Genomic DNA, 24,318 nt, shown 5'->3' with positions numbered 1-24,318 from the left:
ATGACTGAACCAACTCAATATGGTTTTTATGTAGACAGCACTAAGTGTACTGGTTGTAAAGCGTGTCACGTGTCTTGTAAAGACCGTCAAAGCAATGAGATCCGTAACAATAGCAACCCGCAAGATAACACCTTGCCAGCGCTAAACGGTGTCACTTGGCGTCGAGTGTATGAATACGGTGGCGGTGAATGGACTGTAGGTAACAACGGCTGTTTTGAGCAAAATGTATTTGCTTATTACATGTCAATTGGTTGTAACCATTGCTCTGAGCCTGTTTGTGTTAAAGCTTGCCCTACGGGGGCGATGCACAAACGTCGTGAAGATGGTCTAGTGCATGTGGCAGAAGACATTTGTATCGGTTGTGAAAGCTGTTCACGTGCTTGTCCATACGATGCTCCGCAAATTGACCGTGAACGCAAAGTGATGACTAAGTGTGATGGTTGCTTTGAGCGCATTGCTGATGGTCGTAAGCCTGTATGTGTTGAGTCATGTCCACTGCGTGCACTTGATTTTGACACTATGGATAACTTGCGTGAGAAGTACGGCGACGGCGATGGACATATTGCGCCACTGCCATCACCATCAATTACCTCACCAAACCTTATTATCAAGGCTAACGTCAATGGTAGCCCGGCAGGTAGTGGCGAAGGTAGCATTTTAAACCCATCTGAGGTTTAACGTGCCAACGAATAGCGTCAAAAACTGGCGCTATTCGTTAATCCCTAGTGTAATAAAAGCTGTGGCTAGAATGAGTCCAGCGTCGTGTTAAAGGTGAACCATGTCTTCAAATATAGCGTCGATAGATTTTGCTGAGTATCAAGGGCTAGCGCGCATTTTGCACCATTGCCTTATTCGTCATCCAGAGGCCGAGCTAGTGCAAGGGCTTAAGGATTGTGACGTTGCTGGTAGTTGGCCAACGTTTGCCAACCGAGATCAAAATAGCACAGGACGTGAGGCACTGGCTGCGTTTTTAGCACAATGGCCAACCGACACTCATGAGGCTGAACTTATTGAGTTGAAGCTCGACTATGGCCAGCTTTTTTTTGGTCCAGGTGAGCCTAATGCAGTGCCACAAGGTTCGGTCTATTTGAGTGAAGAGCAGCTGCTTAATGATCGCTCCACTATGGCGCTGATGGATTTTTATCAGGCCAATGGTGTAGACGTTGATGTTGATTACCCGCAGCCACTTGATCATATCGGGCTTTTCTTTGCGGTATTAGATCAGACCTTTGGTCGTCTGCAGCTGGAAACCGATAATCAAGCGTTAGTCCGCTTTACTCAAGTACTGCTGCAGCAACACTTGTTACCTTGGGCGCACCGTTGTTTTGAATTGGCGCAGCTCCATAGCAGCAGTGACTTCTACCGTGGTATCGCTTTGTTAGCTAGTGATTTCTTACTGCAGATGCAGCAAGATTTTCAATTGCTGCCAAAAGAGACACGTTTATATCGCTAGATAGATAGGTATAAATAAAGCCCGCAGCTGATCCAGTTGCGGGCTTTTTTATTATTGTTTAGCTTGGTTTTAACTCCCCATGTTACGGCTAGATTGACGCTTATCTAAACGAACCTTTTCAAGCTGACTGTTGATGGTTTGTAGTAGTTGGCACTGCTTTTTGCTGTCAGCGGTTAATGACTCGAACAACTCGCTGTTAACGAGTGTTTGGCTCCATTGAAAGCCAATGGTCAACACTAAGTGTTCTGCTTGGCTCAATGGCTTTTGCTCTATCTCTTTGACAAACAATAAATGACTTGCTGTGAATAGGCAGTGTAGGGTTAAAGAGTCTGACAGCGGTGTTTCATCTGTGCTTTCAAGAGGTGGTAACCAAATTGGGGTTCCCTCTATAAAGGTTAATGCCGCTATGGTGTTAGTGACCGTTGTTAACTGAGTGGCGCCACCAAATAATTGCTGCACTGCTTCACATTCTCTAAGTGTTAACGCTAAACGCTGGGCAAGAATTGACTTACTCCATTGCTGGCCTATTGAACGTGTTAGTGTCATTACTATCCTTTATCGATATCGCTTTTATAGCACTTGATTAAACTAAGTGGCAGCCACAATGGTGAGGCTGATTCTTTACTGATGATTGTAACAACAGCGTACTTTTTTTGATGTGTTCAGTGCAGCAAATTTATTGATAAAGCTAACCGGCGAAGTCAGGAATATGATGACGCTAATTGAGAGAGACGAGCAACTGTCGCACTTTTAAGCGAGTATCATCAATTTTTTCTACTACCTGCATGGCACTATTTTCATCGCTTGCCACATTCTCCCAATTGAGTTGCCAGTTGCTTTTTAACGCCTCAGCCGCTGATTGAATTTCGGGTTCGGTAACCACACTTAAATCTGCGATAAGATTGACTTTAATCCAACCTTTTCGAGGGCTGCCTTGGATGATATCTTGATCATAATGTGCCGCGTAAATAATAGACTCTAAATCTGAAAGTTGTAGTAGCAGTTCGAAGCTTGCTGAGCGGACATTGTTGTTGTATTCGGTGATCTCCATGCGCCACACGTTATAGCTAAAGCCCACTAAAGCAAACAACATACTGAACACTGCAGTCAGTTGAAACACATTGATGGTCTCTGTGCCTGAAATCGATATTTTCATTGGTGCAGCCTCAAAGATTAGCCTAAGTTAACTTTAGACAAAGACACTGCAGAGCAACAATAAATTTCAACGGTTATACCAATCAGTATAAGAAGTTGATCTACTCAGAGTGTTTTTGGCAAGCTAATTCAAGGCGAATAAATGACATAATGGTTATTCCCTTATGAGTTTGTTCAAAGCAGAAGTAGCAAGCCAAAAACACTCCTACAGGCGAGTTTTAGCGGCTTTGATGCTGCGTTAATGAATTTGAATGTAGAATAACGATGTTCTTCATTCATTGCTAACCACATGGATGTGGTGAATGTCATTAATGCAGGAGCATTTAATGACCTTACCTCAAAGGTCGCTAAACTCTCGCTGAGCGATCAAATCTTTATACTGATTGGTATTAGCCTTTAGAACGCTTTGAATTAGTGAACACTCCCCTTTAAAAAGCATCAAATAATATTGTTTGAATGAATATCCGTTAAGGTGCGGTCTGTATATAAACCAGTAGTATCTGCTTGTCGAAAAACGAGTTATCAAACGGTTAATGAGGCCAGTAGGTGCCGTAACGAGTTGAAATAGACTGCCAAGCCAGTAATGAGGTTATATGTACTTAACAGTTAACAATCTACTCCATCGAAGCAGACTTATTGAAGTTTCGCATCTGTTCTTCGCCGCTCTAGTATTAGCTATTGCTGTATTTTCAGCAGCGCTACAAGCTGCTGAATCAAAGCCGCTGGCAGCTGACTTCTCACTGAAAGATAGCCGCGGTCAAATACACGCATTAGCCGACTATAAAGGCAAGCCACTGATTATACATTTTTGGGCGACCTGGTGCCCTTATTGTAAAAAGCTGCAACCCGGATTAGAAAAGATCAGGCTAGATAATCAAGCCAGCGATCTGCAAGTGTTGGCGATTAGCTTTAATGAAGATGAGGGAGCGAAACCTGCTGAGACTTTATTAGCTCGGGGAATTCACATACCCACTTTAATTGATGGTGATAGTGTGGCTGCGGCTTACGGTGTTAAAGGGACGCCAACGACTTTTTATATTAATAGACTGGGTGAAGTGGTCTGGAAAACCAATATCTCTGATCCCAATGACCGCAAGCTTGTTGATGCTGCTGAGTATATTATGGCGAAGTAGCTAACGGTTTAGCCGCTAACGACTTAAAGTCATAAAGCACCACAGTGGCTGTGGTGCTTTAGTTATTGATAGTGCAAAAGCTTGGATGATTAGCTGCTGGCTAATAGGCAACTGGCCTGTGGCTTGAACCATTCTCGGGTGTTTTGCAAGATAACAAAGAATACACAAGCAAAGATGCAACCAATAAAGGTAGCTGAAACGATACCGCCAAAGCTTGCATAACCTAGGGCTTGTTGCGCGCCATTGCCTATCGCATCAGCCATCATCAGCGGCACAAGTCCGACACCAAAACTGAATGCTGTCATGAATACGGCGCGTGCTCTAAGTCGCATAGCCTCGACTGCTGCAGTCTTAATCGCCATGCCTTTTTCTCGCAAATCTTTGGCATATTCTATAATCAGAATAGCATTACGTACGCTCATCCCAACCAATAATACAGCGGCAAGTTGAGTGAGAATATTAATGTCGCCTTGCAGGTATATAACGCCATACACAATGCCGATAACAGCGGTGGGAACGACTAACATGATAGCTGCAGGTATTAACCAGCTCTCATACTGAGCGACCAGCACCATGTAGGTGACGAGTAGTGCCAGTGCCAGCACGATAATAGCCTGATTCCCCGCTTTTACCTCCTCGGCTGAGGCGCCTGTAAATTCAACTGAGATCCCTGTCGGTAACTCAAGCTCGTTGATTAGATTGATGACGTCGCCAGTGGCACTGACTGGAATGACATCAAAAGCAACTGATTGCTGCGCATTGAAGCGGTTGATAAAGTTAGGTGCTAGCTCTTCACTAATATCAAAAATTTTGTCTGCACTAATATGGGTTCCGTTGGCTTGGCTTAGTTTAATCGCTTTGAGGGATTCGGCTGAGGTGCGGTATTCAGGTGAGTTTTGCACCATAACTTTGTAATTGCGGCCATTCATATTGAAGGTGTTGATGTAACTGCCACCAAAATGAGCCTGCATACCTGTGACGGTATCAGCAAATGAGATCCCATATTTATTGAGCTCTTGTCGTTTTATCTCTAGCTTTATCGACGGTTTATCTACGGCGTACTGGGTCATAGCCAGCGCCACATCATCTTCAAAGCTACTGAGCTGTGCGATGATAGAGTTTGAAATTTCAAACATTTCACCAGGGCTATAGCCTTTTGCATCCTTAATAACAAAGCTGACGCCATCAACTAAGCCCAGTTCTGGGATGACTGGCGGTTTAAAAGCAAATGCTTCTACGCCAGTTTCGGCAATGACTGCATTTGCCGCCTCTATCACTTGGTTATCGCTTAGCTCACGGCTATCCATCGGCTTTAGGTTTAGCAGTAAAAGAAAGCTGCCCATATCGGCGGTGCTGGTAATTAAGTTAAAACCCGAGGCTGAGATTGAATTCGATACTCCCTCTATATCCTGTAGTTTTTCAACTAACTCTAACGTATACGCATCAGTGACTGGGAGCGCGGTACCTGCGGGAAATGAGCCTACAACAAATACTGCGCTTGCATCTTCATCTGGCAGCATACCTGTTGCTAGCTCTTTAGCATCCTCTATTGTTAGGTAAAGTGCTCCGGCAAGCAAGATGACAGATAATAGCGGCACCTTAACAAAAAAATGGGTTACAAACTTGAAGACGGTGATCTTTACGCCGATAAGTTTTTCGAGTGAGCGCGCGATAAATCCTTTTTTTGGGGGCTTCATAAACAGTGCACAAAGCGCCGGAGTTAAAGTCAAAGCCACTAGGGTTGAAACTAATACCGCAACACTAAGTACAATGCCAAATTCGCTATAGATGATCCCTGTCATGCCACTCATAAATATGGTGGGAGCAAAGACTGCAAGCAACACCAGTGCTGATGCAATAATTGGGCTGACGACTTTACCTAGACTGGCAGATACCGCTTGCTTTGGCGTCAATTGTGGTTGTTCCTGTAGCTCGTGTTCTGCGGCTTCAATAACAATAATGGCTGCATCAACCACAATACCGATAGCCATCACCAGTCCAAGCATTGAGATGATATTGATATCAATGCCTAGCGCGGCCATGGCGGCAAATGTCCCCACTAGTGACACTGGAATTGCGGCACAAGTGATGAGAGTTAATCTAAAGGATTGCATGAATACCAAGGTAATAAGTGCAACGATGATAATGGCAAGGACAAGAGTTTCTAGCACGTTATCAATGGCGCCAATGACAAATGCCGTTGCATCATAAACAGTCTGTATTTGGTAGTCAGTTTCTAAAGATGTAGTAATTGCTTGAACCGCTTTGCCGACCTCAATAGCATTGGCGCTAGGGTCTTTATAGATGAAAAGAACAGAACCCGCACTGATGCCTGCGTATGCGTTGGCTGTGTAAACTTCGGCTCCGAGCTCTATTGTGGCAACATCTTTTAGTAATACTGGTTTCTTGAAATGTTCGCCGCGAACCACTATGTTGCCGAACTCTTCAGCTGAAGAAAGGCCACCGTCAACGCTAACTGAGTACTCAAGAGTATTGCTTACTACAGAACCCGCCGATGAAATCTTATTTTGAGCGTTAATGGCGGCTTGTATGTCACCGACGTTCACAAACAGGTGGCTCATAGCATTGGGGTTTAACCAAACTCGCATGGAGTACTTTTTCTCCCCTAAAACATCGACTTTAGATACACCATTAACACGCTGCAGCGACTCTTTTAATATGCCGCCAGAAAAACCACTGATTTCAGTATCTGTAGCCTTGCCAGAAGGATCATTGATTGCCAAACCTATGAGTAAACCATTAGAGACTTTTTCAACCTTGACACCGTTTTTAGAGGCATCAGCAGGTAGCTCCGGCAATGCCAGATTAACCCTGTTCTGTACCAAGTTGTTTGCGGTGTCGGGATCGGTGCCATTAGCGAAAGTGATGGTTAGCGTATAGGTTCCATCGGCACCTGATGTGCTTTGCATGTAATCCATGCCAGAGACGCCATTAACCTGCTTTTCAATTTCAGGCGCAACGGATTTGGTGATCACTTCAGCCGAAGCGCCGTCCATAAAAGTGCTGACCTCTATGGTCACTGGCGCGACATCTGGGTACCGTCCAATAGGAGATTGCAGCGCTGCAATCACCCCGATAAGAGTGATAAACAGCGAGATGATAATCGCGAGTTTCGGCCTTTCAATAAATAGTTTGAACATACCCATCACCTTTATTTTTTCATCATCTCTTGGTTGGTATCGAATTAATACATACCTCGAAATGACTTAGTTAAGCTTGTAATACTTAGTGCTGGGTTCTATTAGACTCAAACGCTTTACTGCGAGCTTAAAACCACCGACTAAGTTGGCTTTTCTGTCGATGCTTGAATGGTATAGCAGTTAATTTGATCGTTTAAAGTAGCTACTATTAGCTTTTTGAATAGGTGAGGTTTGGTTTGTTTAAGTTACTGTTTTAAGCGAAAAAATAATCTGACCGATTATCCGAGTGAACTATGGAGTGTTATGGCATGTTTAAATTTGTGATGGTAGTCAACTTGGCGCTGTCATTTGTTTTTGTGGCGTATACTGACATAAAAAACGCAGCTCAAAGTGGCTGCGTTTTAGTTATTTGCTGAATCAACTAGAAGTTCATTTCAGGCACATGTGCAGGCACAATCAATTTCCCCGCGGTTTTAGAGACGATCTCCTCGACAGATACGCCGGGAGCACGCTCTAGTATATGGAAGGCACCATCTTTAATTTCCATAAAGGCCAAGTCAGTCAATACACGTTTGATACAACCAAACCCTGTCAGCGGTAGTTCACACTTAGGTAATAGCTTAGAATTTCCTTTTTTGTCGGCGTGCATCATGGTGACGATGATATTGTCTGCGCCAGCCACTAAATCCATCGCGCCGCCCATGCCCTTGATTAACTTACCAGGGATCATCCAAGAGGCGATAGAGCCTTGCTCATCAACTTCAAAGGCGCCGAGTACGGTTAAATCAACATGACCACCCCGGATCATGGCGAAGCTCTCGCTTGATGAGAAAAATGATGCGCCGTCTACTGCGGTGACGGTTTGCTTACCGGCATTGATAAGGTCCGCGTCAATGGTCTCTTCGGTTGGAAACTCGCCCATACCCAGTAAACCATTTTCAGACTGCAACATCACCTCTATCCCTTCAGGGATGTAGTTGGCGACTAATGTTGGAATACCGATTCCTAGGTTGACGTAAAAGCCATCTTGGAGTTCTTGTGCTACACGTTGTGCCAATTGTTCTCTTGATAATGCCATAGCGTTAGCCTCCTTAAGCTTTTACTGTTCGTTGTTCGATTCGTTTTTCGAACGAGCCTTGGATAATACGGTTAACGTAGATCCCTGGGGTATGAATATGATCAGGGTCGAGCTCACCGGGCTCTACAATGTGCTCAGCCTCGACAACGGTAATTTTACCTGCGGTGGCCATCATTGGATTGAAGTTGGCAGCTGTTTTACGGAACACTAGATTACCCATGGTATCGGCCTTCCAAGCTCGTACTAAGGCGAAGTCAGCTTTTAGTGCTGGTTCTAGTACATAATGACGGCCATCGATTTCACGAGTCTCTTTGCCATCAGCAACCGGAGTTCCGTATCCAGTAGCAGTAAAGAATGCTGGAATACCTGCACCGCCAGCTCGAATTTTTTCAGCCAATGTACCTTGAGGAGTCAAGATAACGTTTAGCTCGCCAGATAGCATCTGCTGCTCAAAAGTCGCGTTCTCACCAACGTAAGAGGCGATCATTGTATCGATCTGACGACTTTTAAGTAGTAAACCAAGGCCGAAGTCATCAACCCCAGCATTGTTGGAGATTGCGGTTAAGCCTGTCACGCCGGTTTTTACCATCTCAGCAATTAGCCCTTCTGGAATACCGCATAAGCCAAATCCACCGACCATGACGGTCATGTCATTGCTAAGACCCGCTAGGGCCTCTTGATAACTTCCGACGACTTTATTCAGTCCTGCCATTATTTTTATCTCCTAATTAAGGTTCTTAGCTCAAAATTTGTAGGGAGAGCTAAGTCTCTAATAACTGTTTAAGCAACTCGTTACTAAACCGAGATGGCTTGTGCGACTTTGGCACCACTGCTACGGCCTAGTGCTTGGCTAATTTTGTTGCCTGCCATTGCAAGTTGGTTTAAGTCGATGCCGGTTTCTATGCCAAGTCCATGTAGCATATAGACGAGATCTTCAGTGGCTAAATTCCCCGAGGCGCCTTTGGCATAAGGGCAACCACCTAGACCTGCAACCGATGAATCGATAACACTTACTCCGGTTTCTAAGCAGGCCAAAATGTTTGCTAATGCTTGACCGTAGGTATCATGAAAGTGCAGTGCTAGCTGCGAAACGGGTACCACAGTGGCAACGGCTTCAACCATTCTACGGGCATTTAGCGCTGTGCCAACGCCAATGGTGTCACCCAATGAAATTTCGTAACAGCCCATTTTGTAAAGTAATTCAGACACCCGCGCAACTTCACTCACCGCTATTTGACCTTCGTACGGACAGCCGAGTACGCAGGAGACATAACCTCTAACACGGATATTATTGGCCTGAGCCAGCTGCATCACAGGCTTAAAGCGCGCGATTGACTCCTCAATAGAGCAGTTAATGTTACGTTGGCTGAAGCTCTCTGATGCCGCGCCAAAGATGGCAACTTCGTCGCATCCTGCGTCAAGCGCAAGTTCCAAGCCTTTTAAATTTGGCGTTAACGCGCTGTAGGTTATGCCACTTTGACGAGTAATACCTTTAAGCACATCAGCTGAGTCTGCCATCTGCGGCACCCATTTAGGTGACACAAAGCTGGCTGCTTCAATACGTTTTACACCAGCGGTGGCTAAATCTTCAATTAAAGTGATTTTGTCTGCAGTGGTGACAGGCTTTTCATTTTGCAACCCGTCACGGGCGCCGACTTCAAATATGCTAACTTTATTAGGGAAAGAAGCTGACATTAATTACTCCTCTTCGCTCGCGCTGACTTCAGCGAGTAGCATGCCATCGCTAACCAGTTCACCGGCATCAAAGAAGAACGCACTGACGATGCCATCATAAGGCGCTTCCATATATGTAGGGTACTCCATTTCTCTTTTACTCCTCTTCGCTCGCGCTGACTTCAGCGAGTAGCATGCCATCGCTAACCAGTTCACCGGCATCAAAGAAGAATGCACTGACAACACCTGCATAAGGAGCCTCGATGGTATACTCCATCTTCATTGCTTCCATTACCATGATGCCTTGACCTGCAGCGACTTCATCGCCCACTGCAACCAGATGAGTCACGATAGTGCCGTTCATTGGCGCTTTGAGTTTATCTTCTAAGTTATCTTGCTCTTCAACCACTTCAGCCTGAATCGCTTGGTAGTGGTAGCTACTTGAATTGATAAACAAGGTAAAGTCATCACCGACTTGACTAACAGGTACTTTTATCTTGTGGGCGTTACTCTTTATCGACTGGCTGTTAACTGCAATTTCTGCATGAAGCGTCTCGCCAATGAGTTCGCCAGACAATGTCATTAGAGTGTCATTGATGGCGAGCTGATAAAAGGACTGACTGGCGACCTCGGACTCAGTTAACTCAAGGTGGTTAACTTGCTGGTCATCATCGAGCAAGGCGACTTGATGCACACTGGCACTATTGAGTCTAAAACCATTGACGGCTCCCCATGGTGAGTAGGGATCATGGCTGTTAACCGCACAGCGCTTGGCATCGGCTTTACGGGCACAGAGTTGATATAGTGCAGCGAGTGCCAGTGCTGTTTGACGTTCATTAGATTGATTGTCGCTAAGGCCGTGACCTATGAGTGCCTCACCATAACGCTCAATAAAGTCGGTGCTAAAGTCGGCATTAGCGAAGGCTGCGTGCTCGGCAATGTTAGCCAGAAACTCAATATTGTGCTTCAAACCGCTAATTTGATAAGAGGCGAGGGCATGGACTAGGCGCTGCAGAGCACGTGGGCGCGATTCATCCCAAGTAATAAGCTTAGAGATCATCGGGTCATAAAAGTTACTGATTACATCATTTTCACGGATCCCAGAGTCAATTCGTACATATTTACTCTGTTCAGGTTCTCGCAAAAAGTTAAGCTTGCCACTGGCTGGCAGGAAGTCATTTTGAGGATCTTCAGCGTATATACGCACTTCAAATGCATGGCCGTGAATACGAACTTCATCTTGTGCAAGCGGCAACTTACTGCCACTGGCTACCATTAACTGCCATTTGACCAAGTCTTGACCCGTAACTAATTCAGTCACGGGGTGCTCCACTTGCAGGCGCGTATTCATCTCCATAAAGTAGAAGCTGCCATCAGTATCAAGCAAAAACTCGACAGTGCCAGCGCCTTCATAATTAATGGCTTTGGCTGCTGCAACTGCCGCTTCGCCCATATTGACGCGCAGTGCGTCACTTAATCCTGGTGCTGGTGCCTCTTCAACCACCTTTTGGTGACGACGTTGAATAGAACAATCTCTATCTGACAGGTAGATGCAGTTGCCAAAGCTATCGGCAAATACTTGTACTTCAACATGGCGCGGCTGACGTAGGTAGCGCTCCATTAGCAGTTTATCGTTACCGAATGAGCTAATAGCTTCTCGTCTGGCTGATTGAATCGCTTCTAATACTTCATCTTTGCTTTCAACGATACGCATGCCTTTGCCGCCGCCGCCGTAGGCTGCTTTGATCAGCAGTGGAAAGCCCATCTCATTCGCTTCGCTGACCAATACATCATCATCTTGAGCATCGCCGTGGTAGCCAGGAACCAGTGGGACATTCGCTGCGCCCATGATCTCTTTCGCTGCACTTTTGCTGCCCATAGAATCTATTGCTGCCGCGCTTGGGCCAACAAAGGCGATACCGCTTTGTTCACATTTTAAGGCAAACTCGGCATTTTCTGACAGAAAACCGTAGCCGGGATGAATCGCTTGAGCACCAGACTTTTTAGCGATCTCAATAATCAGCTCGCCTTTAAGGTATGAATCTGCTGGCGCACTGCCACCTAAATAAAATGATTCATCAGCCATCGCCACATGGCGAGCGTCGATGTCAGCATCAGAATAAAGTGCTACAGTGCGAACACCCATTGCTTGAGCAGTTTTGATAATACGACAGGCAATTTCACCACGGTTGGCGATTAGCAGTTTGGTAAACATATTATTTGGCTCCTAGCGCATTGGCAGCATGGCTATTGTTATTGTTTGAACTGTTACTTGCTGAGCTTTGATCAACAGTCCAGTCGGGGCTGCGCTTTTCAAAAAATGCGTTCAGGCCCTCTTGGCCCTCTTTTGATACTCGAATACTGGCAATGCGTTCGCTGGTGTAATCAAGGGTCGATTTGTCGATAACACCATCTTCAAGTTTAGATAGCAGGCTTTTCACCCATGCCATACCTTGTGGGCTATTGGCTAAAAGCGCTGCGATAATAGGCGCTGCGGCGCTGTCTAACTCATCGCTGGTTTCATGAATTACCTGTAGCTCAAGCGCTTTTTGCACATCGAACCTTTCAGCGGTAAGCATATAACGACGAGCAGCACGTTGGCCCATCGTGCGTGTGACATAAGGGCTGATGACTGCAGGAATGAGTCCAAGTTTGACTTCGCTTAAGCAAAAGCTTGCGCGCTCATTGGCAATGGCAATGTCACAGCAGCAAATAAGCCCAAGTGCGCCCCCAAAAGCGGCACCCTGTACTAGCGCAATAGTTGGTTTTGGAAACTTATCGAGCACGGACATCAATTTTGCTAGTTCATTAGCATCGGTGAGGTTTTGCTCAAAATCCATTTTAGCTTGCTTGCGCATCCAGTTGAGATCGGCGCCAGCACTGAAGTTTTTGCCGTTGGCTTTTAGCAGCAACACCTGGCACTGCGAGTTATCAGCAAAATGCGCTAGCACTTTAATCATCTCGCTTATCATCACCTCATCAAAAGCGTTGTGTTTTTCTGGGCGGTTAAGGATAAGCTCTGCAACACCATTGTTAAGTGCACAGTCAACGAAAGTGAGCTGTTCGCTTGTTAATTGTAGGGTTTCATTAGTCATTGTTAAGGTCCAAAGTTAGCTGATAGCAATGGATGACCATTACATACGGAACACACCAAATTTAGTCTCTTCAACAGGCGCATTGAGCGCAGCAGAAAGGGCTAAACCAACAACATCTCGGGTCTGTGCTGGGTCAATAATACCGTCATCCCAAAGACGAGCGCTTGCATGGTACGGATGCCCCTCTTTATCGTATTGCTCAACAATAGGCTTACGGAAGCTTTGTTCATCTTCGTCTGACCAATCAACGCCTTTGCGTTTCAGTCCATCGCGCTTAACCGTTGCTAAAACGCCTGCAGCTTGTTCGCCACCCATGACTGAAATACGGGCGTTTGGCCACATCCACATCATGGTAGGATCAAAGGCGCGGCCGCACATTCCGTAGTTACCAGCGCCGTAGCTGCCACCAATAATAACGGTGAATTTTGGCACGTTAGCACATGACACAGCCGTTACCATTTTAGCGCCGTGTTTGGCGATACCTTCATGTTCGTACTTTTTGCCCACCATAAAGCCGGTAATGTTCTGTAAGAACAGCAGCGGAATTTTGCGCTGACAACACAGTTCAATAAAGTGAGCGCCTTTTTGCGCCGACTCAGAGAACAAAATGCCGTTATTGGCCACAATCCCGACTGGGTAGCCATGAATGCGGGCAAAGCCGCACACTAAGGTATTACCGTAATTAGCTTTGAACTCATCAAAGTCCGAGTCATCGACGACACGGGCGATCACCTCTTTGACATCGAAAGGCTTTTTAAGATCGGTACCGACAATGCCATATAACTCGTTAATATCGAATTTAGGTGGTTTTACAGGACTAAGCTGGGCGGCAATTTGCTTTTGATGGTTAAGTCGAGTCACCGATTTGCGCGCAAGCTCAAGTGCGTGCTCATCGTTTTGCGCCATATGGTCAGCCACACCCGATATTTTAGTATGCACTTCAGCGCCGCCGAGTTCTTCTGCGGTCACCTCTTCCCCCGTTGCTGCTTTGACTAGAGGAGGGCCTGCAAGGAAAATAGTGCCTTGCTCTTTAACAATAATCGACTCATCTGCCATAGCGGGTACATAAGCGCCCCCTGCGGTACAAAGTCCCATTACTACCGCGATTTGTGGAATACCTTTAGCGGACATTTGCGCTTGGTTATAGAAGATCCGACCGAAATGGTCTCTGTCTGGGAACACTTCATCTTGGCGTGGTAGATTTGCCCCGCCCGAATCAACGAGGTAGATACAAGGCAGGTGACAACGACTAGCAATCTCTTGCGCGCGAATGTGCTTCTTGACCGTTACAGGGTAATATGTACCGCCTTTTACAGTAGCATCGTTGGCAATAATCATACACTCAACGCCACTGACGCGGCCGATACCGGCGATCACACCCGCGGCAGGGACTACATCTTCATAAAGTTCATAAGCGGCAAACTGTGAGATCTCTAAAAAAGGTGAGCCTGGGTCGAGCAGTTTTTCAACCCGTTGGCGCGGGAGCAGCTTTCCACGAGACAGATGACGTTCTCGAGCAACTTCACCGCCGCCGAGTTCAATCTGTGAAAGTTTAGATTTAAGATCATGAACGACTTCAGCCATATCATCGAACTTGGCTTTGAATTCTTCGCTGCGAGCATTAATACGACTGCTTAGTTGAGTCACAATTTCAATCCTTTTGAAGCGGAATAGAGGGCGACGTAAAGGCTGTCACCCATGTCCAAATTTGGGCTCTAAAAGGCTCGTTAACCGAGCCTTGTTACTGATAATTTACTTTGGCTTACTTTGATTCGTTAAACAGCTCTCGACCAATCAACATACGGCGAATTTCAGAGGTGCCAGCGCCAATCTCATAGAGTTTGGCATCACGCAATAAGCGGCCTGTGGCGTACTCATTAACGTAACCGTTACCGCCGAGAAGTTGAATCGCATCCAGTGCCATCTTAGTCGCTAGCTCTGCTGAGTATAAAATGGCTCCTGCGGCATCTTTACGAGTGGTTTCACCACGGTCACAAGATTTGGCAACGTTGTAGATGTAGGACTTAGCGGCGTTCATGCCTGTGTACATATCGGCAAGTTTGCCCTGTACTAATTGGAACTGGCCGATTGATTTACCAAACTGTTCACGCTCGTGAATATAAGGAACAACAATGTCCATACAGGCAGTCATGATCCCAAGTGGGCCACCAGATAATACAACGCGTTCATAATCAAGGCCGCTCATCAACACTTTAACGCCATTGTTGAGTCCGCCAAGAATATTCTCTTCAGGTACTTCACACTCTTCAAAAACCAATTCACAGGTGTTTGATCCGCGCATACCGAGCTTGTCTAACTTTTGCGCTTGAGTGAAACCTTTAAAACCACGCTCAACGATAAATGCGGTAATGCCGTGGGCGCCTTTATCGAGATCCGTTTTTGCGTAGATTACGTAAGTGTGGGCATCTGGACCGTTGGTGATCCACATCTTATTGCCATTGAGAATGTATCTATCGCCTTCTTTGCGGGCATGCAGTTTCATCGACACTACATCAGAGCCCGCATTGGGTTCACTCATCGCTAATGCACCAATATGCTCACCGGTTATCAGTTTAGGCAGATACTTGGCTTTTTGTTCACTATTACCGTTACGGTTTATCTGGTTTACACATAGGTTTGAGTGAGCGCCGTAGCTTAAGCCTATTGAGGCTGAGGCGCGTGATATCTCTTCCATAGCAACCACGTGGGCGAGGTAACCCATGTCGGCTCCACCATACTCTTCTGATACGGTGACACCTAATAAGCCCATGTCGCCTAATACAGGCCAAAGCTCATTAGGAAAGGCGTTATCAAGATCGGTTTTTGCCGCGATAGGGGCAATTTCATTGGCAGCAAAACCTTGTATGGCATCGCGTAGCATGTCGACATCTTCGCCAAGGCCGAAGTTTAGAGATGAGTAGAGTTGAGTCATTTGCTTGTGTCCTGTCAATTTGTCTATCTGTGCGAGTCCACTGATCTGTGTCGTGATACTCGCAGGCTTATTATTTTGTTGGTGTTATCAATTACTGTTGCTGACTAGCTATTATTGGCCAGCGCATCGCGGCATTGCTGCTCCGCGGAATTTAGTTCCATGAGCACGACTTTGATGTCATCCATCTGCTGTTGCAGGGCGACTTTTTTGTCTTCCACCAAATCGAGCATAGTATGTAGCTGTGTGCTGCTGTTTTTATCTGCGTCGTAAAGCTCGAATAAACGTCTGGTTTCAGCGAGCGAAAAGCCTAAACGCTTACCGCGTAATATAAGTTTGAGTCTGACTCGATCTTTCAGATTGTAGATACGAGTCTGGCCACGGCGCTTAGGTTTAAGCAGCCCTTGATCTTCATAAAAACGAATACTACGAGTTGTGATATCAAACTCTTTTGATAGATCACTGATAGAGTATGTCGTTTGGGGGAGTTGGTTGTCTGACATTAATAACACCATATTTATTAACTTTTCTTGCACGATATATGAAGTTTACGTAAAGGTAAAGTTTGAGGTGGTCGGCAAATAATATTTTCATGTCAATTGTGCGTGCCAATCTCGCTTGATGAGATAGACAAACGTTTGACTTTTTCATGGGTGGTTTAACATTAAATTGTTATTTAACAGTTGCTTGCTTTGTTTTGTGGTTTTTGATTAGTATTGTTTTAAATCATTTTTGCTACTCATTCTAAGGTCTAATGGGGATTTTTTGTGCAGCGGAGCATAATGCTTCAAAGGACAATAATCATTGAGATGTAGTCGTGATTACGCTCAGATGACGTTAACTGGAGTATGCATAGTGAAAGATAAAAACACGCAGTTACATGCAAGTTCGATCTCAGACCCGCAACATTTTTGGGCGCAAGCGGCACAAACTATAGATTGGGTGTCATCTTGGGAAAAAGTGCTCGATGACAGTGAGGCACCTTTCTATCACTGGTTTAAAGGTGCAAAACTCAACACTTGTTATAACGCAGTCGATAGGCATGTAGAGGCGGGGCGCGGAGCGCAGGTAGCGATTCAATATGTTAGTCCCGTGACCGATACTGAATACGGAATTACCTATGCAGAGTTGCAAGCTCAAGTTAGCCGCTTGGCGGGCTATATGGACTCAATCGGCGTGAAGAAAGGCGACCGTGTGGTGATTTACATGCCAATGGTGCCAGAAACCGCTTATGCCATGTTGGCCTGTGCCCGTATCGGCGCGATTCATTCAGTGGTCTTTGGTGGCTTTGCCGCTAATGAGTTAGCTACCCGCATCAATGATGCGAAACCAAAGCTAATCCTTTCTGCTTCATGCGGTATTGAGCCATCAGGCGTTGTTGCCTATAAACCATTGCTCGATAATGCATTAGCGCAAGCGACTCACCATGTTGAACATTGCCTCATTTTAAATCGAAGTCAGCTTGAAGCGAGCTTACAAGCTGGCCGAGATGTTGACTGGCAAACTGGCATGGCAACCGCGCCCAATATTGATTGTGTGGCGTTAGAGGCAACCGATCCGCTGTATATTCTTTATACCTCAGGCACAACTGGGCAACCAAAGGGGGTTGTGCGTGATAATGGTGGCCATAGTGTGGCGCTTGCGTGGTCGATGAAGCATATTTATGACATTGAGGCCGGTGATAGTTTCTGGGCAGCCTCTGATGTAGGCTGGGTAGTGGGTCACTCATACATTGTTTATGGCCCTTTGCTGGTGGGTGCCACCACCTTAATGTACGAAGGGAAGCCGATTGGTACGCCTGATCCCGGTGCATTTTGGCGAACTATTGCCAAATATAATGTGAAGAGCTTTTTTACTGCACCCACTGCAATACGCGCGATTAAACGTGACGATCCTGATGGCGAATTTTTAAATAGTGTCGATCTTTCATGCTTAAAGAATGTGTTTTTAGCAGGCGAGCGCTGCGATCCAGATACCTTGCACTGGGCTGAAGATAAACTTAAAAAACCAGTTATTGATCATTGGTGGCAAACCGAAACCGGCTGGCCTGTGGCAGCAAACCTTATGGGATATGCGCCGGTTGAGGTTAAAGCTGGCTCGCCTGCGCTGGCGGTGCCGGGTTATCAAATTGAAGTGGTTGATGTCATGGGTGAGCAAGTTGCTGCCAATGAGTCGGGTAATGTGGTGATTAAGTTGCCACTGCCACCTGGAACGCTAACCACGCTTTGGCAAAACGAGCAGCGCTATGTGGATAGTTACTTGTCCATGTATGAAGGTTATTACTTAACGGGTGATGCAGGCTATAAAGATGATGATGGTTACCTTTATATTATGAGCCGCATCGACGACATTATTAATGTTGCTGGACATCGCTTATCGACTGGGCGCTTCGAAGAGGTATTGTGTCAACACGATGCAGTGGCTGAAGCGGCAGTGATTGGCGTCGAAGATGAGTTAAAAGGGCAAGTTCCTCTAGGTTTAGTGGTACTTAAAAAAGGAGTCACACTGGATGAACAAGAGTTGAACAAACAGCTGATGGGATTGGTGCGCAAAGAGATAGGACCCGTGGCTGCATTTAGGTTAGTGAGCGCGGTACAAAAGCTGCCTAAAACCCGATCCGGTAAAATTCTACGCGGAACCATGCGCAATATCGCCGATAACAAAAAGTATAATGTCCCCGCGACTATAGAAGATCCTGTGACCTTAGATATAGTCCGTAATACCCTAACTCGCATGGGATATGCCGACGCCCACGTATAGCGTTTAAGGCTTGTGGCTGGAAGTTTTGCAGAGATGAACTGCTTCCAGCTTCTTAACTTTGCTCTAACGGTAATTTATCTGTATTGAACCTTCGGAGCTCATTGTGATACCTAGCTTATTATTGGATTGTTAGGAGAATATGTCGCAATAGAATGTAATTCACCTGTATTGAGCTTTCGCAAGTCGCCGTGAATATATCCCTATAGGCTCAGCTAAATCATCTATGATTTAGCAGCTTGCACAGCTCAATTCAGATGAATACCTGCAAGTCCATGGTAGTCGTTAGCTCGTTTTTGTCGGATAGGCGGCACTTGTTACCAAGTGCCACCCTCCTAAGAACCGTACGTGCAACTTTCACTGCATACGGCTCAAGCCTCCACAAAGGCGTATTCTGTTACCCAGCACCCTACATAGCAGCCAAAACAGGATCAAACCAAGAGTTTCTGCCTTCCTTTGCCCGTTTCCGCTTACTTAAGTAAGCTTCGTATTCGGGGTCGTAAGGTATAGCTGCGCTCCTGATTTTCACATGTCTTTTTATCGGCGTTTGAGCTATCTGAACCAGATTAAAATGGCAGTCCATGTTGGCAATCTTCTGCCAGCCATGGAATTGCCACCCACCTATGCGATTCATGTAATATTTACGCCTCACCCAGTCCTTACTTTTCGTTGGATGACGCCTTACCGCCCATCGCCATAACAGCCAGAAAAGTTGATGGCCTACATAACCGAAAACTTGCTTTGCAACACTGTGGCGATAATAGTTCGCCCATCCTCTCAGTTTCGGATTCAATATTTTGATTAAATCGTTAACGGGGATTGTTGGATGTTTTCTGATGAATTCACGTAGATTACTCAAAAATGATAGAACGTTACTCTTGCTCGGTTTAATGAGCAGTTTGCCTTTGTACTTCCTAAGATTGAATCCCAGAAAGTCAAAACCATCATCGATATGAGTTATGTGCGTTTTCTCATCAGAGAGTGTTAAGCCTCTTTCCTGTAGAAAGCCAATGAGTTGCGGTTTGATTTCATTGACGAGCACTTCCTTCGAAGAACCTGTGATAACAAAATCATCTGCGTACCCGATAAAGTTGACTCTATTCCCTGTTTTACAAGCAATAGACTTAACCAACTGTTCTAACCCAGCCAGCGTCAGTAACATCAGCGTTGGGGAGATTATCCCGCCTTGCGGTGTTCCTTCTGCTGTTTTGTAGAACAATCCTTTATCAACATAACCACATCCAAGCCATTGTTTCAGCATTCGCTTATCTAATTGAATGTTATCGATGAGCCATTGATGACCAATCTTATCGAAACAGGCTTTGATATCTCCCTCAAGAACCCACTGACTAGAGCGCTTCATACACAAACATTTGAAGCACTGTGCAATTGCATCTGCTGCGCTTCGGTTAGGTCGAAAGCCATAGCTATTGAGGTCGGCTGCCGTTTCTGAAATAGGCTCCAAGGCGAGAAGATGAAGCGCTTGTTGCGCTCTGTCTATCATGCAGGGAATGCCTAAAGGTCTGAGTTTGCCGTTTTTCTTGGGGATGTAGATCCGCCTGAGCGGTTTGGCATGATAGCCTTTTCTGCTCAGTTGATTGACCGCCGCCATACACCGGACATCGGTGTTCCAGATGATGCCGTCGATTCCAGGTGTTTTGCTGCCTTTGTTTTGAGAAACTCTTTTAACTGCAAGCAATTTTGCTGATTTAGAGTGAGTTAATATCCACTGCAACGCTTTCGCCTTACCGTGTTTACCTTCTCGGGTTGCTTTTGCAATGCGCATTTGAAGCTTTAATACATGTTGCTTAACCGCTTTCCAGTTAATGGATTGCCATTGAGCGCTGTTAGGAGATGCACTAACTTCGATTGAAGCCATCATTTGCGTTTCTCCTTGAATAAAGTTCTTCAAATCATCTTGCAACGGGAGACCAGCTAGAAGTCAGCTCGCTTTCGCGCCAGATAACAACCTGTATCCGCATCATTACAACACGGCTTTCGCTTTTTCCAGCCTCCTTTACCTACATCACTATCAGTAGCCTTCGCAGGCCACTTTCCCCAAAGGGAGCAATACAGGCTTACCCTGTTCCGTATGTCGCGCAACGTCAGGTTAGATGCCCACTATAGTGCGGAGAGTTATTTGATCACGAAAGAGCACTGTCCAATCTCTTTCCAACTCTCGTGCCTTTTGGCCACAGCGTATTAACCACTTCCGCTGTTTCTCATATAACGCACCTTACATGGATTCACATACGTTCATCATACTGACACCCTAGCACTTACCCGATTGTGGTTATCAGGAAGAACGTCCTCTCACGATTCAGTTCCCATTTGACATAAGCCAAATATCGTTACATTGTCAGACTCGCTACTTTATTCAGAGTCTTAGGGTCATCTGGTGATACAGATGGTTCACTCTTACCGTGGTGAACAACGCTTCATACGACTTCAGGTCGCACGGACATAAATGAGCTAGAAAATCAGCTCTAGCTCATGAGTTTTTGATTAGACAAAGTATGGCAATTTCTCTAATTAGCTCCGACCCCTATACCCTTTATCCAGAGTTAGGCTGCGTCTAACAACTAAAGTCGTGGTTATGCCACATATCAAGCTTCGCTTGCCCAAGGTCGTGGCGCTTCGCCCATTCTTACAACAAAGAGTCGAGCCAAGGGGCAAAGCGCTTGCGCCCGCTCTTGATTTCACATGAGTACCCCCTCAGCGCCCCAAACGAAGTTGTCTTCCTCATACTTATTCGAAATAGCCTAACGCTTCCGATGGGACATCCTGTCCCGCGAAAGCTATGCCCAACTCTGATAGGCAGGATGCCTGAATGTCTTGAAGTGCATGGATGCATGAGAAAGACCGTGTGGGCATTACGGCTATTTCTTCAACGTAATTCGGCAACTCCGATGGGGAGTGGGTGTATTAGGTGAGTCTGTAATGGCTGTTAGTCGCTAGGTATTTGCCCAACGGGCAAGCTCATTAATGGACAGGAATGCCTTAGCACAAAGAGTTTAAAGGTCAGTATAAGGGTTCAGAAAATATATGGTAATTCAGCTGTATTGAGCTTTAGCAAGTCGCCGTGAATATACCCCTATAGGCTCTGCTAAATCATCCATGATTTAGAAGCTTGCACAGCCCAACTCAGATGAATCACTGGCTGTTCCTTGAGCCTGACTCGTTAATGGACAAGAGCCTGCTAGAGTTAAAGCGCTTGGGGTGTTGAGTTTCATTAGGGGAAAGTATGGCAAACGGGTATGCGGTAACGAATGATATGGACTCCCCTTACCAATTGGCCACTATGTGCCATATTGAAAGTGCAAACATTCAATCAAGGAGAGTCCATATGTCCTTAATTAAAGCAATTGGCATCGATTTAGCCAAATTAGTTTTTAGTATTCATGGTGTTGACGAATACGGTAAAACTAAACTAAACTAAAGCAAACAGTTAAAAGAAACAAGCTGTTAGAAAAAATCGCTAACATTCCACCCTGTATTATCGGGATGGAAGCTTGCTCTGGCGCTCACTACTGGGCAAGAGAGTTTACAAAATACGGCCACGACGTACGTATCATGGCATCTAAATTCGTTATTCCTTATCGCCAAAGTGAAAAGAATGACGCCAATGATGCTGAAGCCATTTGTGAGGCAGTGACTAGACCAAAAACACGCTTTGTTTGTATTAAAAGCGAAGAGCAACAAGCCGTTTTATGCCTACACCGCATTCGACAAGGCCAAATCAAAGACCGTACGGCGATGATAAACCGATTACGTGGCTTACTATCCGAGTTTGGTATTATTATGCCTAAAGGTCGTTATCCTGCTCAAAAGCATATTGTTGAAATTCTCGAGGATGCTGAGAACGGTTTGCCTGATTTAGCCCGCGAACTACTCCATGATTTATGGCTGAGCATAAAACAACAAAACCAAGACATATTAAGGTCTGACCGAAAGCTCTATGCCCTTGCTAACCAGATGAAAGACGCTAAGCGGTTAATGACCATACCAGGTATTGGCGAAGTTACCGCAACAGCAGTAGTCGCGACAGTCAGTGATGCAAAACACTTCTCAACTAGCCGCCAATTTGCAGCTTGGATAGGTTTGGTGCCGAAGCAGTATTCCACTGGCGGAAAGCCAACACTAGGTCGAATAAGTAAACGCGGTGAGAAGCATATCCGCACCTCGCTAATCCATGGTGCTCGCGCTGTCATCGCAAACTGTGCCAATAAAATAGATAGAACTAGTTTATGGATTAAAGCCCTTATCGAGCGAAGAGGTTTCAAAAGAGCTGTCATTGCTTTGGCAGCTAAAAATGCACGGCTAATTTGGTCATTATTGCAATCAGGACAAGAGTACCAAGTTAACTATGTAAAAACGTAAAAAGGATTAACCCAAACGGTTAACCCCACCGAGTCGACGCATTAGCAATTGACGATAACACGGTCAGACCGAGAGCGATAGAATCTGGTTAGTTGGGAAGTACATCTTTCTTGAAAGAGAAAGTAATACTGTTTAACGAATGAGATCTTTGCTCAAGCGCAAATCATCAGGGCGATAGCCAAAAGCTGTTTAGGCAGCAAGCTAATCAAACGCCGAATGTAGAGCTGCTGTCAGATCCACTGTTGTTGTGTGATTACTATTGCTTGACAAAGGGGAGTCCATGTAGCCTTACTAAGCGGCGCGAAATTGTTGGCTAAAATTGCGAGGAACGAAGCTAGCCAACTGTTTAGCGTCCGTTTAAGTAACTTGTTATATTTTTTTACACTCTGTAATTTCGTTGGTTTCACTATTAATTTGAACCCAACGGTTTTCATCAATGAACTTAGTAATAGTTGACGCTGTATCAGCTAACATAGCTTTTCTCAGACTTTCTTCTGCACCCGTAAGGAAACCAGTCTCATCTTTAATAATTGCTATTTCAATTGAGTCTATTTGCTCTTTAACTATAAAAGACTCCACTTGAAAAGTACCTACAGTGTTAGATTCTAAAATGGATTCTAATCCACCTTTTTGAATAAAGGTTACCTTGCCATTATGCGTAAAGCTCATATCTTGTGTTCGATATTCAACAATGCTAACAAGCGCCATTTCACCATTTGCCTCAGGTGAACAATCCCACTTACCATTTATCTTCAATAAGTCATTTTCGAACGCAAAACTATTAAGACTAGATAACACAAATAAAACTAGAATTTTACGCATACGTTTCCTAAAAATATAACATTTGTATACATGCCTTGCGCGTTTATCAGGTTAGACCAGTCAAGGCGTATGCACTTAATTGTCTGATTTATAATCATTTACAACGATTAGTCCAAACACACCTTCTGGAAAAACGAGAATGCACACTTTGTTTGCCTCGTATCTCCTGCAAACCGAGCAAGCGCGTTTTTAGTTACCTGAATTTACTCTTCTTTTTATTTTAGCTCAATAGCAAACCGCGAACTGATTGCGCATAATTTGGTGGTTAACCACACAAAGCCAATAATACTGTATAAAAACACAAACACTGCTCTTTCCGACTGATGAGAAAAAGTATTACAAAGAGGTTATTGCTGTATTGGACTAATTGTTGGCGTAAACTAACTTTGGGGCATTTCCAAGTTAGCCCCAAAACGACTAGCTCTAATGAGTACACCAATTACTAGGTGTAGATACGGCTGAAGCCGTCGAAAACAGGGACGTTTTCGTTGAGCCTACACGGACGTACTAGCGGCGAGCTTCAGAAGTGTCTGCACATACCCCGCTGGAGGCGATTGATAGCTGCATAGCTTCAAGTTCAGACGGGCTAACCCATAGCAAGGATACAAAGATAATGTAACCAGCCTTCATTTGGAAGTTGACTCTCTTTGGCGCATCTCCGAGTTAGCAACCGAACACTTA

Annotated in this window: 18 protein-coding genes and 1 pseudogene; 5 read left to right on the top strand and 14 right to left on the bottom strand. The window is 45.3% G+C overall.

Going from position 1 to position 24,318, the window contains the following annotated elements:
• Both SWP_RS15445 and SWP_RS15440 read left to right on the top strand, forming a co-directional pair.
• Positions 1 to 678 (top strand): DMSO/selenate family reductase complex B subunit, encoded by a 678-nt coding sequence (locus SWP_RS15445; RefSeq protein ID WP_044556476.1) that lies wholly within the window; start codon positions 1 to 3, stop codon positions 676 to 678.
• 100 nt (positions 679 to 778) lie between these two features.
• Positions 779 to 1,453 carry a TorD/DmsD family molecular chaperone gene (locus SWP_RS15440; RefSeq protein WP_020913502.1) on the top strand — a complete coding sequence of 225 codons (675 nt, stop codon included), beginning with the start codon at positions 779 to 781 and terminating at the stop codon, positions 1,451 to 1,453.
• 69 nt (positions 1,454 to 1,522) lie between these two features.
• Here SWP_RS15440 and SWP_RS15435 read toward each other — a convergent pair whose 3' ends face one another.
• Both SWP_RS15435 and SWP_RS15430 read right to left on the bottom strand, forming a co-directional pair.
• The gene (locus tag SWP_RS15435) at positions 1,523 to 1,999 is read right to left on the bottom strand and encodes a hypothetical protein (protein ID WP_020913501.1); all 477 of its coding nucleotides are present in this window, start codon (positions 1,997 to 1,999) and stop codon (positions 1,523 to 1,525) included.
• Positions 2,000 to 2,171: 172 nt separating this feature from the next.
• On the bottom strand, positions 2,172 to 2,609 hold the full coding sequence (locus tag SWP_RS15430) for a hypothetical protein (protein ID WP_020913500.1): 438 nt from the start codon (positions 2,607 to 2,609) through the stop codon (positions 2,172 to 2,174).
• A gap of 592 nt (positions 2,610 to 3,201) precedes the next feature.
• Here SWP_RS15430 and SWP_RS15425 point away from each other — a divergent pair.
• Positions 3,202 to 3,741 (top strand): peroxiredoxin family protein, encoded by a 540-nt coding sequence (locus tag SWP_RS15425; protein ID WP_020913498.1) that lies wholly within the window; start codon positions 3,202 to 3,204, stop codon positions 3,739 to 3,741.
• Positions 3,742 to 3,830: 89 nt separating this feature from the next.
• On the opposite strand, the gene SWP_RS15420 is transcribed toward SWP_RS15425, so the two are convergent.
• The 10 genes from SWP_RS15420 to SWP_RS15380 all read right to left on the bottom strand — a co-directional run bounded on the left by SWP_RS15420 (position 3,831) and on the right by SWP_RS15380 (position 16,181).
• The gene (locus tag SWP_RS15420; protein ID WP_020913497.1) at positions 3,831 to 6,902 is read right to left on the bottom strand and encodes an efflux RND transporter permease subunit; all 3,072 of its coding nucleotides are present in this window, start codon (positions 6,900 to 6,902) and stop codon (positions 3,831 to 3,833) included.
• 421 nt (positions 6,903 to 7,323) lie between these two features.
• Positions 7,324 to 7,980, bottom strand: a complete 657-nt coding sequence (locus tag SWP_RS15415; protein ID WP_020913496.1) for a 3-oxoacid CoA-transferase subunit B — start codon at positions 7,978 to 7,980, stop codon at positions 7,324 to 7,326.
• 13 nt (positions 7,981 to 7,993) lie between these two features.
• Positions 7,994 to 8,692, bottom strand: coding sequence for a CoA transferase subunit A (locus SWP_RS15410; protein WP_020913495.1), 699 nt, complete (start codon positions 8,690 to 8,692; stop codon positions 7,994 to 7,996).
• An 83-nt stretch (positions 8,693 to 8,775) separates the two neighbouring features.
• Complete coding sequence (locus SWP_RS15405) at positions 8,776 to 9,675, bottom strand: hydroxymethylglutaryl-CoA lyase (protein ID WP_020913494.1); 900 nt, start codon at positions 9,673 to 9,675, stop codon at positions 8,776 to 8,778.
• A 3-nt stretch (positions 9,676 to 9,678) separates the two neighbouring features.
• On the bottom strand, positions 9,679 to 9,804 hold the full coding sequence (locus SWP_RS23970; protein ID WP_020913492.1) for a hypothetical protein: 126 nt from the start codon (positions 9,802 to 9,804) through the stop codon (positions 9,679 to 9,681).
• A 7-nt stretch (positions 9,805 to 9,811) separates the two neighbouring features.
• Entirely contained in the window at positions 9,812 to 11,869 is a 2,058-nt protein-coding gene (locus SWP_RS15400; RefSeq protein WP_020913491.1) for an acetyl/propionyl/methylcrotonyl-CoA carboxylase subunit alpha, read from the bottom strand.
• A gap of 1 nt (position 11,870) precedes the next feature.
• Entirely contained in the window at positions 11,871 to 12,749 is an 879-nt protein-coding gene (locus SWP_RS15395) for an enoyl-CoA hydratase-related protein (RefSeq protein WP_020913490.1), read from the bottom strand.
• Positions 12,750 to 12,788: 39 nt separating this feature from the next.
• The gene (locus tag SWP_RS15390; RefSeq protein ID WP_020913489.1) at positions 12,789 to 14,396 is read right to left on the bottom strand and encodes a carboxyl transferase domain-containing protein; all 1,608 of its coding nucleotides are present in this window, start codon (positions 14,394 to 14,396) and stop codon (positions 12,789 to 12,791) included.
• A gap of 115 nt (positions 14,397 to 14,511) precedes the next feature.
• Positions 14,512 to 15,681 (bottom strand): isovaleryl-CoA dehydrogenase, encoded by a 1,170-nt coding sequence (locus SWP_RS15385; protein WP_020913488.1) that lies wholly within the window; start codon positions 15,679 to 15,681, stop codon positions 14,512 to 14,514.
• Positions 15,682 to 15,785: 104 nt separating this feature from the next.
• A complete protein-coding gene (locus SWP_RS15380; RefSeq protein ID WP_044555982.1) occupies positions 15,786 to 16,181 on the bottom strand; it encodes a MerR family transcriptional regulator in 396 nt (131 codons plus the stop codon).
• Positions 16,182 to 16,533: 352 nt separating this feature from the next.
• On the opposite strand from SWP_RS15380, the gene SWP_RS15375 reads away from it, so the two are divergent.
• Positions 16,534 to 18,438, top strand: coding sequence for a propionyl-CoA synthetase (locus SWP_RS15375; RefSeq protein ID WP_020913486.1), 1,905 nt, complete (start codon positions 16,534 to 16,536; stop codon positions 18,436 to 18,438).
• Between the two features lie 406 nt (positions 18,439 to 18,844).
• Here the strand turns inward: SWP_RS15375 and ltrA are convergent, their stop codons facing one another.
• Complete coding sequence (ltrA, locus tag SWP_RS15370) at positions 18,845 to 20,317, bottom strand: group II intron reverse transcriptase/maturase (RefSeq protein ID WP_020913350.1); 1,473 nt, start codon at positions 20,315 to 20,317, stop codon at positions 18,845 to 18,847.
• A 1,464-nt stretch (positions 20,318 to 21,781) separates the two neighbouring features.
• Here ltrA and SWP_RS15365 point away from each other — a divergent pair.
• Positions 21,782 to 22,815: pseudogene (locus SWP_RS15365) on the top strand (IS110-like element ISSpi2 family transposase).
• A gap of 369 nt (positions 22,816 to 23,184) precedes the next feature.
• On the opposite strand, the gene SWP_RS15360 reads toward SWP_RS15365, so the two are convergent.
• Complete coding sequence (locus tag SWP_RS15360) at positions 23,185 to 23,637, bottom strand: hypothetical protein (protein ID WP_020913482.1); 453 nt, start codon at positions 23,635 to 23,637, stop codon at positions 23,185 to 23,187.
• Positions 23,638 to 24,318: the final 681 nt, after the last annotated feature.

The organism is Shewanella piezotolerans WP3, assembly GCF_000014885.1.
GTDB classification, from domain to species: Bacteria; Pseudomonadota; Gammaproteobacteria; order Enterobacterales; family Shewanellaceae; genus Shewanella; species Shewanella piezotolerans.
Note: the sequence above shows the minus strand (reverse complement) of the source record. Positions and strands in the feature narration are given on the sequence as shown.